Source organism: Paenibacillus naphthalenovorans, assembly GCF_001465255.1.
Lineage (GTDB): Bacteria > Bacillota > Bacilli > Paenibacillales > NBRC-103111 > Paenibacillus_G > Paenibacillus_G naphthalenovorans.
Genome location: NZ_CP013652.1, coordinates 3,251,580 through 3,264,823, shown reverse-complemented (window position 1 = coordinate 3,264,823; position 13,244 = coordinate 3,251,580). Strand labels below are relative to the sequence as shown.

Genomic DNA, 13,244 nt, shown 5'->3' with positions numbered 1-13,244 from the left:
TGCAATATGCTTCCTTTAGAAGGAATTCGTGTTCTGGATGTATCGCAAATTATGGCAGGACCTCACTGCACGATGATTTTGGGCGATTTGGGAGCCGAAATCATTAAGGTGGAGAAAAAGGCCGGAGGAGACGATTCCCGGCAGCTGGGGCCCTTCATCAACGGGGAATCGACAAGCTTTTTCCAAATTAACCGCAACAAAAAAAGCATAGCGCTCGATTTGAAAAGCGAAGAAGGAAAACAAATCTTTTATAAATTAGCCAAAACGTCGGATATTATTGTGGAAAATTACCGTCCGGGCGTTACCAAGTCGTTAAAAATCGATTATGACACGATAAAAGAAATCAATCCGGGCATTGTGTACTGTTCGATTTCCGGTTACGGCCAAACGGGTCCTTACGCTCACAAGGGCGGATTTGACCTGGTGCTTCAAGGCATGACGGGGCTGATGAGCATGACCGGCGAACCGGGCAAAAAACCCATGAAATCGGGGATTGCCGTTTATGATATCGGTGCGGGCATCACGGCAGCCTATTCCATCCTGGCCGCTTATATTTATAAGCAAAAGACAGGCCAGGGGCAGCATGTGGATGTTTCCCTGGCGGAGATCGGACTGCCTTGGTTTACCTGGGAGGCCGCCGCTTATTTTGCCACCGGCAAAATTCCCGGACCGTCGGGCTGGAGGCATCGTTCGGTCGCTCCGTATCAGTCGGTACAAACCAAAAACGGCTATATCATGGTCGGCTGCGCAAACCAGAGAACGTGGGAAAAGCTGTGCACCGATGTGATCGACAAACCGGAATGGATCACCGATCCGCGGTTTAAGACCAATACGGACCGCATCAACAATGTTGAAGAATTGGAAGCGCTGATTGAGGAAGTGATGGCTTCCCATGATTCGGCTTACTGGCTTGATAAATGCGAGAAAGCGGGCGTTCCATCGGGGCCGATCAATAATTTTGCCGAAGCGATGCAGGACCCTCATTATCTGGCCCGGGACATGATCCAGGAAGTGGAGCATCCGGTGATCGGCAAAATGAAAATGATCGGGATTCCGACGAAATTTTCGCTTACTCCCGGCAAAATCCGAATGCCGGCTCCAACGTTGGGCCAACATACGGACGAAATTTTACAATCGATCGGTGTGGAAGAGGAACAAATCCAGTCGATGCGGCAAAATGGCGTTATTTTGTAATGATTCATTTTATAAGTAGAGGGAGGATGCATATGTCAACGCAATACGTTTATATGGAGAAAAACAAGGATGTAGCTACGGTCTATTTTAATCGCCCCGAGAAACGAAACGGGCTTAATTACGAGATGTGGGTTACGATTGCCGAATTGATGGATGAATGTGAACAGGATAAAGCGGTTAAAGTGGTTGTGTTTCGCGGAGTGGATGAGACGGCTTTCTCGGCCGGGGCCGATATCAGCGAATTCAAGACGCTGCGGTACACTGCGGAAGGAGCGGACAAATATAACCGGGCGACATTGATTGCCGAGGAGAAAATCATGCGCCTCAGCAAACCCACTATTGCGATGATCCAGGGCTTTTGCGTAGGCGGCGGCTGCGAAATCGCCGTGGCCTGCGACTTTCGATTCTCCGATCCAAACGGCAAATTCGGCATTACTCCGGCCAAGCTCGGTTTAGTATACAACTTGCCGGGAACCAAAAATGTGGTGGATCTGGTCGGGCCGGCCAAAGCCAAGGATATTTTGTACACAGGCCGATTGCTGGAGGCGGAAGAGGCGTTCCGTATCGGTTTGATTGACCGTATCTACCCCGCGGAGGAAATTGTGGAGAAAACGTATGAATATGCGGCATTGATCTGCAAAAATGCGCAGTTTGCGGTTAGAGGTTCGAAGTATATTATCGGCAAGGTGCTGGAAGGGGAAACAGAGGATACTCCGGAGATCGCCAAGCTCGTATTGGATTCCTTTGAAACGGAGGATTACCGTGAAGGCGTCGCCGCATTCCTGGAAAAAAGGCGTCCGGCGTTCAAATATTCGTGATGGCCTAGCCTTCGTCGTATAACCCGTGATTAGCGTTAAGAGTAAGTTGAAAAGGTTTACGAAAACAAAACAAGGGGAGTTGTGATGCTATGAAGAAGCCTATAAGTGTTTTATTGTCGTCGGTGATTGCCCTTTCTTTAGTCTCTGCTTGTTCGAGTCAGCAAACCGCTGCTCCGGCTGCTCCTGGCACAGGTGGCGGTGCCAATACGGAAAACCAACAAGGAAGTGCAGCTCCGGCCGGATTTGTTCCCACCAAAGATATTGAATTCGTAGTGCCCTACAGCCCTGGTGGAGGAAGCGATATTAATGCCCGGACTTTGGCACAGGTGATGAAAAATGAAAAGCTGGTAGACAAAAATATCATGATTGTCAACAAACCCGGCGGTACCGGGGCTATTGGGAATGCCTATACATTCAGCAAGAAAGGGGACGCTCATACGATTATGACCTGGGTATCCGGCCAACAGGCCGCCACTGTGGTCAACAATGCGCAAGTCACTTTGAAGGATTTGACGCCTATCGCTACACTGGCGGTAGATTCCTTTCTGGTTCTTGTCAAAGCGAGCAGCCCGTACAAAACCTTTGACGATTTAGTCCAAGCGGCCAAAGCCAATCCGGAAAAGATCACGATAGGCGGAGCCGGAGCAACCCAAGAGGATTATCTGATTTACCATATGATCAATAAGCATGCGGGAGCGAAATTGAAATATGTGACGTTCAACAGCGGCGGTGAGGCCATGACGGCCTTAATGGGAGGCCATATCGATGTGGTTTCCAGCAATCCGAATGAAGTCATTGCCCAGATTGAGGCCGGAGAGCTCAGGGCTCTGGCTACAACATCGGAGGAACGTCTGTCCAGCCCGTTGGATAACATCCCGAGCTTCAAAGATGTAGGTTACCCCGAGATTCAACTGACACAATTCCGGGCCGTCGCTGGTCCTCCGGATATGCCTAAGGAAGCCGTGAAGTATTGGGAGGAAGTCTTCAAGAAGGTAAGCGAATCCAAGGATTGGCAGGAAAACTATATCAAAAAAAATCACTTGAAGAGCGAATATAAAAACGCGGAAGAAAGCAAAGCGTATTTTGAAGAAGCTTTGAATTTGTATCTTGAAATTCATAAAGAGGCAGGAACGATTAAGTAACGTACAGGCAGGCAAAAGGCTTTACCCAAAGCCTTTTGCCTTCCTAAAGATCATGGCTTAGAACAGTGTAGTGGAGGTGCTGGACCGGGATGGGAAGAATCGTATCTGCGGCGATTGCTTTATTTGGCGTTTTTTGGGCTTATCAAGGCTGGTTTCATCATGAGATTTGGGTCGATAAAGGACCTGGCGGCGGATTTTTGCCGTTTGTCATAGGATTATTAACGGCCGTGTTAAGTTTATTTGAGGTTTTCAAAAATGAACCGTCGTCTTCCAAAATAGAGAAAAAACATGTCGTACCGGTGATCGCCACTTTGGTAATGATTGCAGCTTTTGAAGTGTTCGGCATGATCCTGACCTTCGGCTTGTTCGTTATAGCCTGGCTGGCATTTCTGGAGAAATATCCGATGCTCAAGGCCGCGACGATTGGAATCGGCACAACGGCCGTCGTTTATTTTGTATTCAAGCATTTTCTCCACGTCCCCTTCCCGACGGGCTATTTGGGAATTTAAATGAAAGGATGATCGTATGGGGATCTTACAATCGCTTCTGGATGGGTTCGTTGTTGCTTTATCGATCCAAAATATATTAGCCGCAGTCGTCGGCGCGGTTCTGGGCATCCTCGTTGGCGGCCTTCCGGGTCTGGGTTCCGTTACCGGTGTTGCCCTGCTTCTGCCGATCACGTTCACGATGGACCCGACAACGGGGATCATCATGCTGGCGGGCATTTATTACGGGTGTATGTACGGCGGTTCCTACACGGCTATTCTGGTCAATATTCCGGGAGAATCCTCGTCGATTACCACAGCGCTTGACGGTTACCCGCTGGCCAGAAAAGGGCTGGCCGGCAAAGCGTTGTTTACATCGAACATGTCTTCGTTTATAGGCGGGACGATCGGCATTATTTTCCTGACCTTTATGGGTCCGGTATTGGCCAAAATCGGCTTATCCTTCGGCCCGCCCGAAATTGCATGCGTGATTCTATTGGCTTTATGCTCGATCAGTCTGCTGTTTGGGGAAAATCAAAGAAAAGGGCTGATCGCGGCTTTTATCGGGATACTGCTGGCGACGATCGGCGTAGACCCGACCCTGGGACAATCGCGTTTTACCTTCGGATCGGTCAATCTGTTGAACGGTATTTCATTTGTCGCCCTGATTATCGGGATGTTTGGTTTTTGCCAAATTATTGAGCTCATGCTGCAAAAAATACACGCGGAGTACAATGCCAAAATTACGATTCGCGAAAGCATACTGGACAAGAGTGAAGTGAAAAGAATTTTGGCCCCTTCCATCCGGACAGGTATTCTCGGGAGCTTTATCGGGATTTTGCCGGGAGCGGGAGCGACCACAGGCTCTATGTTCTCTTATATTCTGGAGAAGAAGGTAGGCAAAAATAAGGAGCAAATGGGCAAGGGAGCCCTCGAGGGCGTTGCGGCTGCAGAATCGGGCAACAATGCGACGGCCGTCGGCGCGTTCGCCCCCCTGCTTTCCTTGGGAATTCCCAGCTCCGGCACTACGGCTGTATTGTTAGGCGGATTGATTATGTGGGGGTTAAAGCCGGGGCCGCTGCTGTTTACAACCAATCCCGATTTTGTCTGGGGTTTGATTTCGTCCATGTACATCGGAAACCTGATCAGTCTGGCGGCCTCTCTCGCTATTATCCCGCTGTTGATTTATTTTATCCGTATACCGAATGCCATTATGATTCCGCTGATCATTATCTTCTGTGTATTGGGGGCATATACGGATCAAAACAACATGTTCGATGTTTGGGTGATGCTGATTGCTGGAGTAGTGGCTTTTATTTTAAGCATCAACCGTTATCCGATCGCACCGCTGTTGATGGCCTTTGTTCTTACGCCTATGTTTGAAACGGCCGTTCGCCAATCCTTCGATATCAGCAACGGCGACCCGGCCATCTTTGTCAGAGGTCCGATTAATATCACCATCCTGACCTTGATTGTGCTGTTTATCATCGCGCCCCTTATCGTAAACTATTGGATCAGAAACAGAAAGTCGGTGCAAAACCATAAAACGGTCGGTAAGTAACAGCCCGGTTTCCTATGGGTTGAATGTCTAATACAGTACACCCGTCATCGGAGGTTCCAGATCGGGTGTTTTTTTCTCTGATTTGGTATCCCGCTGCCCTATTGTCTAAATTCCCATAGAAATTGTATGAATTAAGTATTGACGGTATTTTTCAAGAGGAGTATAATTAATATACAGAATGAAAAGGTTTTCAGAAAATTTTCATTATACCCATTTTGCTTGGCGAGGTAACGTGGCATGAGATCAAACATTAAAGATGTAGCCAAGTTGGCGGACGTTTCGATCAGTACGGTTTCCAGAGTATTGAACTCGCCGAATCTGGTAGCCGAAGAGACCAGGGACAAAGTGTTCAAGGCGATAGCGGAGCTCAACTATACGCCGAATGCATTGGCCAGAGGCCTGATTCATAAGCGGACGCAAACCTTGGGCGTGCTTATTCCCGACATCTCCAATTTATTTTACGCGGAGATACTGCGGGGGATGGAGGATACGGCGCACCGGCTGGACTATAATCTCATTTTGTGCAATACGGATAACAACAAACCCCGTCTGCTAGCAAGTTTAAAAGTGCTGAAGGAAAAACAAATCGATGGTCTGATTTTTACAAGTGAACCCATCTATCCGGACTACAACGAGCTGTTCCAGCAGCTTCAGATCCCTGTCGTTTTGGCGGCCACACACAGCCTGGAATTTGAAATTCCATCGGTAAAAGTGAACGATGAACAGGCGGGATTTGAGGCGACCGAATATTTGATCCGCAACGGGCATCGCCGAATAGGAATGATTGCAGGATCCATGATGGATCCGGTTACCGCTGTTCCCAGACTGCAGGGGTTCATGCGGGCATTGCGCACCTACAATATCGAGGCCGATTATGAGACCTGCGTACAAAACGGCAACTACCGCTTTGAGGACGGTTATGAAGCCATGGGCAGGCTGCTGCAAAAATCTCCGGATCTCACTGCTGTCTTTGCGTCGAGCGATGAACGGGCATTGGGGGCTATTTCTTATTGCCACGAGCACGGCATTAAGGTTCCCGACGATCTGTCCGTGATTGGTTTTGATAATACGCGGCTTGCGGTGATGTGTTTTCCCAAATTAACCACGATCGCACAGCCTCTCTACCAAATTGGCCAATTGGCCGTGGAGAAGCTGGATAACTTGGTTCAAGGCAAACAGGTTGGCGAATTAAGAACCTATATTGCTCATGAACTGGTGGAGCGGCAATCTGTGGCAAAAATTTAAATGGAGGATAGCCGCAGGACTGAAAAGCTTTTCATTCATGAATAGCGTAATTTTAATGTTATTAATGCAATTATTAAGAGAAATGACTTCTCTTATGAATGAAAAGCTTTTCATAAAAATCATTTGGCTATGGGGGGATGCAAGGGAGTTTATCGGAATGGGTCGTGCTTCTGAGGGTTTACTGAACATGAAACAATGAAAGAATGTATGGTACAGAGGAGGAAAAAAAATGAAGTTGTGGAAAAAATCCTTAGTATTCGGATTGGTTATGACGAGTATGATTACTCTGAGCGCTTGCGGAGGCGCACAGGATAACGGTTCAAGCAGCAATCCATCCGGCAGTGACAACCAGTCATCGGCTGCAAATGAGGGAAATAAGGCGGAGAAGGTGAAGATTGTTTTTGCCCAGGGGAACGATCAGACCCCCGCTACAAAAAAATTGATCGATGCTTTTCATGCCAAGCATCCGAACATTGAAGTGGAGCTGCGCGATTTTCCTAACAATTCAACGCAGATGCACGATCAATACGTTACCATTTTAGGCGGACAATCTTCTGAAATCGACGTGATGAACCTCGATGTCGTCTGGCCTGCCGAATTCGCCCAAGCCGGCTTTTTGCTTCCGCTCGACCGTTTTATCCAGGAGGATAAGATTGATCTGAGCAACTATTTGCAGGGCGGCATAGACGCCGGTTATTTTGCCGGTCAGCAATGGGCGCTTCCGCGTTATAACAATGCCGGCTTGTTATACTACCGTAAAGATCTTGTGAAATCGCCGCCGAAAACCTGGGATGAGCTTATTCAGCAAGCCAATGAGCTGAAGGGTCAAGGCGGGACGAAATACGGGTATGTTTATCAGGCCAAGCAATACGAGGGTCTTGTCGTTAACTTCACCGAGCTGGCTGCTGCTTATGGCGGACAAGTATATGACGACAAAGGGAACGTTTCCATCAACAGCGCAAATACCATTAAAGGGCTGAACAAGCTGATCGAAATCTCGAAATCGGGATTTGTGCCGACTGATATCAAAACCTTCACCGAGCTTGAAACACGTAACGCTTTTATAGAAGGCGCGGCTGTGTTTGCACGCCATTGGCCGGCTTTGTATGCCCAGGCGATCGATCCGAAAGTGTCTAAAATTGCCGATAAGGTAGGCATCGCTCCGCTTCCGGCCGGAGATGTGAAGTCTGCGGCGGCGCTGGGCGGATGGTTTGCCGCGATCAATAAATATTCGAAACATCCGCGTGAAGCGTGGGAGTTCTTGAAATTCATGGTGGGCCCGGAAGGCCAAAAAATTATTGCGATCGACAGTACGCAGACACCGACCTATTTGCCGCTCTTTGATGATCCGGATGTGCAAAAAGCAAGCCCGCTGTTTGCCAACCGCGAGTTTGTAGAGGGACTTAGCGCTGCTGTTCCGAGACCTATTACGCCGCTGTATGCCAAAATTTCCGATATCATCCAAGTCGAAGTATCCAAGGCCATCGCCGGCGAACAAACTGCCGAACAAGCTGTACAAAACATGGAACAGAAAATCAAAGCGGCGAAATAAACGCACATCATATCAACCTGAATACGGTCGGGAGCCGTCTCCATATGGCTCCCGACTGTTCAAAAGCTTAATGGAAGTGGGTGTTCCATGAACCCGGGAAACAAGAACAAAGCCCGCCGGAATTGGTTTTCGGAGAAACATGCGGGGTACTATTTGGTGCTGCCGGCGTTCATCATGATTTTCCTGATTGCAGTCTGGCCCGTAGCCCGTTCGTTTTGGATCAGCCTGTACGACGTCCGCCTGAACGATCCCGCCAAATCGGCCATGCACAACAGCTATTCCATTGATATGGAACGGTACGTGGGTACGATTAACGTTTTGTTCAATGTACTGGACAATGAAGCGCGCAGCGCCGCCGGCACCGCGAAAGAGGATATCCGCCGGATTGCCGCCGATGTTAAGCAGTTGGCTGGAAAGTTGAACGAGGAGAGCATTGTCAAGGAACGTTATGATCAGGTGGATCAGCTGCTGTATGATTTCAAGCCGGTGCCTGATGCTTTGAAATATGCTGAAATCGATAATCAAACCGCGGTCGATGTCCGCTCGGGACTGACCCGAATCGAAGAGCGTCTTCACCAATTAAAGTCTCAAGATGCGTTAAAAAGACCGGATGATTCCATCGGTTTGGTCAAGGCGTTTCAGTCTTCATTTGTAGAGCCGAACTTTATCGGGCTGGAGCATTATCGTTACTTTCTGACGGACCGGCGAATGTGGGATTCGCTTGCCAATACGACGCTGTTTAGCGTGTTTTCCGTCTCCATCGAACTGGTGCTTGGACTGATGATCGCCCTCCTGATCAACCAACCCTTCAAGGGCCGCGGGCTTGCCAGGGCCGCTATACTGATTCCCTGGGCAACGCCGACGGCCATTTCGGGAATGATCTGGTCCTACATGTATGACGGCCAAAGCGGCATTTTTGCGAAATGGCTGACGGATCTCGGCATCATTTCCGACATGGGGATGCTGATGTCCACGAAAGCCGGGGCGTTATTCGCCGTCATTTTTGCCGATGTGTGGAAAACGACTCCGTTTATCGCGCTGCTGCTCTTCGCCGGACTTCAGACCATACCCGATTCCTTGTATGAAGCGGCTCAGGTAGACGGCGCCACCAAATGGCAGCGGTTTTTCCGGATCACGCTGCCCATGTTAAAATCGACGATTCTGGTAGCGCTCCTGTTCAGGACGCTGGACGCCTTCCGGGTATTTGACCTGATTTATGTATTAACCGGCGGCGGACCGGCGAACTCTACGGAGTCCATCTCTATTTATGCATATAAAACGATGTTTGCCCAGCTTAATTTTGGAGCGGGATCGGCTTTGTCGGTCATTGTGTTCCTATGCATTGCGATCATTTGCATGATCTACGTTAAAATTCTCGGTTCGGATATCATCGCCAAGCGCGGGGGATAGGGGGAAGCACATGCGCAAAAAAGCGGGTTTCGGATTTCACATATTGTTGTTCATGTTTATATTTGCGGTGTTGTTTCCATTTCTATGGACCTTCCTCGCATCTATAAAATCTCCGTCAGAGCTGTTCGGTGAATCTGCTTTTCGGATCATTCCCCAGCAACCGACGTTGGATAACTATATTTACGCGTTTACGGCGCATCCGCTTGCGCGTTACATTGTGAACAGCCTGACGGTCGCTCTGCTGACGACGGTATACAGTTTGTTCGTTGCGTCCTTCGCCGCATATGCCATCGCACGGCTGCACTTTTACGGGAAAACGTTATTTCTGGGGCTGCTGCTTGCTGTTTCGATGTTTCCTCAGATTGCTACGATTTCGCCTATTTTTCTATTTATGCAGTCAACGGGACTCCGCAATACGTATTTAGGGCTGGTAATCCCTCATACGACATTTGCTCTTCCGCTTGCGATATGGTATATGACCACTTTTTTCAAGAAGATCCCTGTGGAATTGGAAGAGGCTGCAAAGATTGACGGCGCAACGCTCATGCAAACCTTTCGCAAAGTCATCCTGCCGCTTGCTGTGCCGGGGATGTTCACGACGGCCATTATCGTATTTATCGATTCCTGGCATGAGTTTCTCTTTTCGCTTACGATCAACACGAAGCAAAGCATGATGACGGTACCCGTCGGTATCGCGATGTTTCAAGGGGAATATACGTTTCCTTGGGGAGAAATTACTGCGGCTACCGTCAGTGTGACAGTGCCGATTGTTATTCTTGTCCTTATTTTTCAAAAGCGGATCGTTTCCGGTCTGACATCCGGTGCGGTCAAAGAATGAGCCTGCAATTCGCGGCTTAGGTGATGATGAATGCCAGAAGGAGTATGATCAATGAATAAACCAAACATTCTTCTCATGATATCGCATGATACGGGAAGATATTTAGGCTGTTACGGACGACCTGTAGAAACGCCGAATCTCGACGGTTTGGCCGCTCAGGGCGTTCTTTTCGACAACTATTTTTGTCCGGCGCCCCAATGCAGTCCCAGCAGGGGAAGCGTCATTACCGGACGTTACCCGCATAATCACGGCATGATTGGGCTTGCCCATCTTGGATTTTCCATTCGTGACGGCGTGGCTACGCTGCCGATGGAACTCCGCAAGGAAGGGTATCAAACGGCTTTGATCGGGTTAAGCCATGAGACGATCGGGGAGCCCGGCGGGACGAACTTTTCTTCGGGCAAGGCACTCGGTTATGAGGAAGTCATTTCCGTCCCGGGCGACAGAGCTCCTGCGGTTGGTGAACGAACCGCCGCCTTTTTAAGAGAAAAGGCGAAGGAGGGCGGGAAGCCGTTTTTTGCCTCTGTCGGTTTTTTTGAAACGCACCGGGATTTCGATGAATATGAGCATGCCGCGGACCCTAGGGAAAAGGCCGTTCCCCCGGCTTATCTTCCGGATACGCCGGATGTGCGCGATGATTTCGCCCTGCTTCACGGTTCGGCCAAGACGCTTGATCTTGGCGTCGGACGTATTCTGAATGCCTTGAAAGAAACGGGGCTGGACGATAACACGGTCGTCATCTACACGACGGATCACGGCATAGCGTTCCCCCGGGCCAAAGGCACCCTGTTCGACAGCGGATTGGAGACCGCACTGATTATATCGTGGCCGAAGCAATGGGCAGGGGGCAGGACAGAGCGGCAGCTGCTTTGCAATATCGATTTAATGCCGACCCTTCTGGAATTGGCCGGAGCTCCGCTGCCCGCCGACCTTGACGGACGAAGCTTCCTGCCGCTGCTCGAAGGGAAAGAGGATTCCGTACGGGACCATTTTTTCTGCGAGCTGACGTGGCATGATTTGTACCACCCTATGCGCGGAATCCGCACGGAACGGTACAAATATATCCGCAACTTTGAGCCGGGGCCGTCCGTTTACTTGCCGCTGGATATTCACCGCAGCCTGTCCGGGCGTGCAGTAAGGGACGAATATTACGTGCCCAATGTCCCCGAGGAACTGTATGATCTGTCCCAGGATCCGCTTGAAACCAACAACTTGGCCGGAGATCCGGCATTCAGGGATATACTGCTTGAGCTGCGTGAACGCGTAGAGCGCAGAATGCGGGAAACGAATGATCCTCTGTTAAAAGGCAAGGTACCGGGCGTACCGGCTCCCGAATGGGATTCGGAATACCGGAACGGTACGGCTTATGCCGCTAAGGGAAGTAACGCCTCCAGGTAAGTAACCGGGCGAATAACCCCCTTTTTTCCTGAAGCGCCGCATGATTGAAAAGACCGTTATTCACCGGAATACGGTCTTTTTTCATTGTCCGCTGCAGAGGTAATTATGATACAATGAGTTAAAAAATGCAGGAGAGCAAACATGGAACAATATCAAACCTTAATCGGAGTCGTGCTGGAGAAGCTGGATCAAACGTATAAGGATTTAAAGTTTAACTATCAGGGGCTTGACAGTATTCTGGGCGATCAATCGCCCGAGGAGATTGCCAATACGCCCGAGCTGATCACGATAACCGATTTGCGGGATGCGTATGGCGAATTCATTCAATGCATAGAGAGGCGTTTCCCGGGAATAAAAAGCTGAAAATCCAGATTTTGTATTGACGATGGAAATATCTTGTATTAGAATCTTTGTAAACGCATACATGTAATGGATTACATTCGATGCGGCAAGGGATAAAGAAGGGGGTGTCGGAATGCGAAAGGTGACGATGGATGATGTAGCCAAACGATGCAAGTTATCCGTCGCGACCGTATCACGCGTCTATACCAATCCGGAGAAAGTCTCCCCGAAAAATCGCGAGAAGGTATATCGGGCTATTGAGGAGCTGAATTACCAACCGAATATGTTGGCCCGCAATCTTAGAAAGCTGCAAACCAACAGTATTTTGGTTGTGATCCCCAACATTATGAACACGTTTTTTTCTTACATCTTAAAATCCATACAGAATGCGGCATTTGAGAACGGTTATCAGGTTCTGTTAGGAGATACCGACAAATCGCCGGAGATGGAAGAAAAATATTTGCACCTGCTGCAGCAAAAAATGGTTGATGGCGTGATTTTTTTGTATCCTCGCATGCATCCCTCAGAAATACAGCGTGTAATAGACAAGCACCCTGTTGTGATTGTAGGGCACCAAGAGACACCCGCAGACATTCCTTTTGTAATCAATAACAACCGCTTAAGCTCACAAACGGCAACCGAACATCTCATCCGGTTGGGCCACCGCAGAATCGCCTATTTTTCCGGCCCCCTTGGACTTTCCTTGAGCAAGGAGCGGCAGGAAGGCTTTTTCTCCGCGATGGAAGCCCATGGATTGGCTGTCGATGAATCCCTGGTTTGTGAAGGAGACTTTTATTTTCAATCCGGCTATGACCTGGCCTTGCAGATGCTGGCCTCCCCCAACCCTCCTACGGCATTGGTAGCGGCAAGTGATGAAATGGCCATTGGGGCTATGAAAGCAGCCAGAAAACTGGGGATATCCATCCCGGATGAATTTGCGGTGGTCGGATTTGACGACATCAAAATGGCATTGATCTGTGAACCGCCGTTGACTACAATGGCACAGCCTAAAGAGGACTTGGGCAGAATATCGGTAGAAATGCTGATCCGCATGATGAAGGGCGAGCCTTTAAGCAGCAAACATGTGATTCTGAATGACGAGTTAGTCATCCGCGAATCCTGCGGATTTCATTTAAACCGTTTGTAATCGATTACAATACAACAAGGTTCGTGTCCGCTTTCAGGACATGAACAAACGATTGATTTGTAATCGATTACAAATCAATCCCGATGCAAACACAAAACCATACGGCTTGAAG

General features: G+C 49.1%; 12 protein-coding genes. All 12 read left to right on the top strand.

Annotated features, from left to right (window positions below):
* The first annotated feature begins 6 nt into the window (after positions 1-6).
* Positions 7-1,194: a CaiB/BaiF CoA transferase family protein gene (locus IJ22_RS16000; RefSeq protein ID WP_062409533.1), complete on the top strand. Its 1,188-nt coding sequence runs from the start codon at positions 7-9 to the stop codon at positions 1,192-1,194.
* A 32-nt stretch (positions 1,195-1,226) separates the two neighbouring features.
* Entirely contained in the window at positions 1,227-2,012 is a 786-nt protein-coding gene (locus tag IJ22_RS15995) for an enoyl-CoA hydratase-related protein (RefSeq protein WP_235594147.1), read from the top strand.
* Between the two features lie 89 nt (positions 2,013-2,101).
* Positions 2,102-3,154, top strand: a complete 1,053-nt coding sequence (locus IJ22_RS15990; protein WP_062409531.1) for a tripartite tricarboxylate transporter substrate binding protein — start codon at positions 2,102-2,104, stop codon at positions 3,152-3,154.
* 89 nt (positions 3,155-3,243) lie between these two features.
* Positions 3,244-3,663 carry a tripartite tricarboxylate transporter TctB family protein gene (locus tag IJ22_RS15985; RefSeq protein ID WP_062409530.1) on the top strand — a complete coding sequence of 140 codons (420 nt, stop codon included), beginning with the start codon at positions 3,244-3,246 and terminating at the stop codon, positions 3,661-3,663.
* A 16-nt stretch (positions 3,664-3,679) separates the two neighbouring features.
* Positions 3,680-5,200 (top strand): tripartite tricarboxylate transporter permease, encoded by a 1,521-nt coding sequence (locus IJ22_RS15980; protein ID WP_062409529.1) that lies wholly within the window; start codon positions 3,680-3,682, stop codon positions 5,198-5,200.
* A gap of 237 nt (positions 5,201-5,437) precedes the next feature.
* Entirely contained in the window at positions 5,438-6,445 is a 1,008-nt protein-coding gene (locus IJ22_RS15975) for a LacI family DNA-binding transcriptional regulator (protein WP_062409528.1), read from the top strand.
* A 229-nt stretch (positions 6,446-6,674) separates the two neighbouring features.
* A complete protein-coding gene (locus tag IJ22_RS15970; protein ID WP_062409527.1) occupies positions 6,675-7,997 on the top strand; it encodes an ABC transporter substrate-binding protein in 1,323 nt (440 codons plus the stop codon).
* Positions 7,998-8,084: 87 nt separating this feature from the next.
* Positions 8,085-9,407 carry a carbohydrate ABC transporter permease gene (locus tag IJ22_RS15965; protein WP_062409526.1) on the top strand — a complete coding sequence of 441 codons (1,323 nt, stop codon included), beginning with the start codon at positions 8,085-8,087 and terminating at the stop codon, positions 9,405-9,407.
* 10 nt (positions 9,408-9,417) lie between these two features.
* Positions 9,418-10,245: a carbohydrate ABC transporter permease gene (locus tag IJ22_RS15960; protein ID WP_062409525.1), complete on the top strand. Its 828-nt coding sequence runs from the start codon at positions 9,418-9,420 to the stop codon at positions 10,243-10,245.
* A gap of 51 nt (positions 10,246-10,296) precedes the next feature.
* On the top strand, positions 10,297-11,643 hold the full coding sequence (locus IJ22_RS15955) for a sulfatase family protein (RefSeq protein ID WP_062409524.1): 1,347 nt from the start codon (positions 10,297-10,299) through the stop codon (positions 11,641-11,643).
* 141 nt (positions 11,644-11,784) lie between these two features.
* A complete protein-coding gene (locus tag IJ22_RS15950; protein ID WP_062409523.1) occupies positions 11,785-12,006 on the top strand; it encodes a hypothetical protein in 222 nt (73 codons plus the stop codon).
* A gap of 112 nt (positions 12,007-12,118) precedes the next feature.
* A complete protein-coding gene (locus IJ22_RS15945; protein ID WP_062409522.1) occupies positions 12,119-13,132 on the top strand; it encodes a LacI family DNA-binding transcriptional regulator in 1,014 nt (337 codons plus the stop codon).
* Positions 13,133-13,244: the final 112 nt, after the last annotated feature.

Excerpts from the sequence above, each read along its gene's own strand:
- IJ22_RS15965 (WP_062409526.1), top strand. The coding sequence starts at position 8,085 with ATGAACCCGGGAAACAAGAACAAAGCCCGCCGGAATTGGTTTTCGGAG.
- IJ22_RS15975 (WP_062409528.1), top strand. The coding sequence starts at position 5,438 with ATGAGATCAAACATTAAAGATGTAGCCAAGTTGGCGGACGTTTCGATC.
- IJ22_RS15970 (WP_062409527.1), top strand. The coding sequence starts at position 6,675 with ATGAAGTTGTGGAAAAAATCCTTAGTATTCGGATTGGTTATGACGAGT.
- IJ22_RS15950 (WP_062409523.1), top strand. The coding sequence starts at position 11,785 with ATGGAACAATATCAAACCTTAATCGGAGTCGTGCTGGAGAAGCTGGAT.
- IJ22_RS15960 (WP_062409525.1), top strand. The coding sequence starts at position 9,418 with ATGCGCAAAAAAGCGGGTTTCGGATTTCACATATTGTTGTTCATGTTT.
- IJ22_RS15985 (WP_062409530.1), top strand. The coding sequence starts at position 3,244 with ATGGGAAGAATCGTATCTGCGGCGATTGCTTTATTTGGCGTTTTTTGG.
- IJ22_RS15980 (WP_062409529.1), top strand. The coding sequence starts at position 3,680 with ATGGGGATCTTACAATCGCTTCTGGATGGGTTCGTTGTTGCTTTATCG.
- IJ22_RS15990 (WP_062409531.1), top strand. The coding sequence starts at position 2,102 with ATGAAGAAGCCTATAAGTGTTTTATTGTCGTCGGTGATTGCCCTTTCT.
- IJ22_RS15995 (WP_235594147.1), top strand. The coding sequence starts at position 1,227 with ATGTCAACGCAATACGTTTATATGGAGAAAAACAAGGATGTAGCTACG.
- IJ22_RS15945 (WP_062409522.1), top strand. The coding sequence starts at position 12,119 with ATGCGAAAGGTGACGATGGATGATGTAGCCAAACGATGCAAGTTATCC.
- IJ22_RS16000 (WP_062409533.1), top strand. The coding sequence starts at position 7 with ATGCTTCCTTTAGAAGGAATTCGTGTTCTGGATGTATCGCAAATTATG.
- IJ22_RS15955 (WP_062409524.1), top strand. The coding sequence starts at position 10,297 with ATGAATAAACCAAACATTCTTCTCATGATATCGCATGATACGGGAAGA.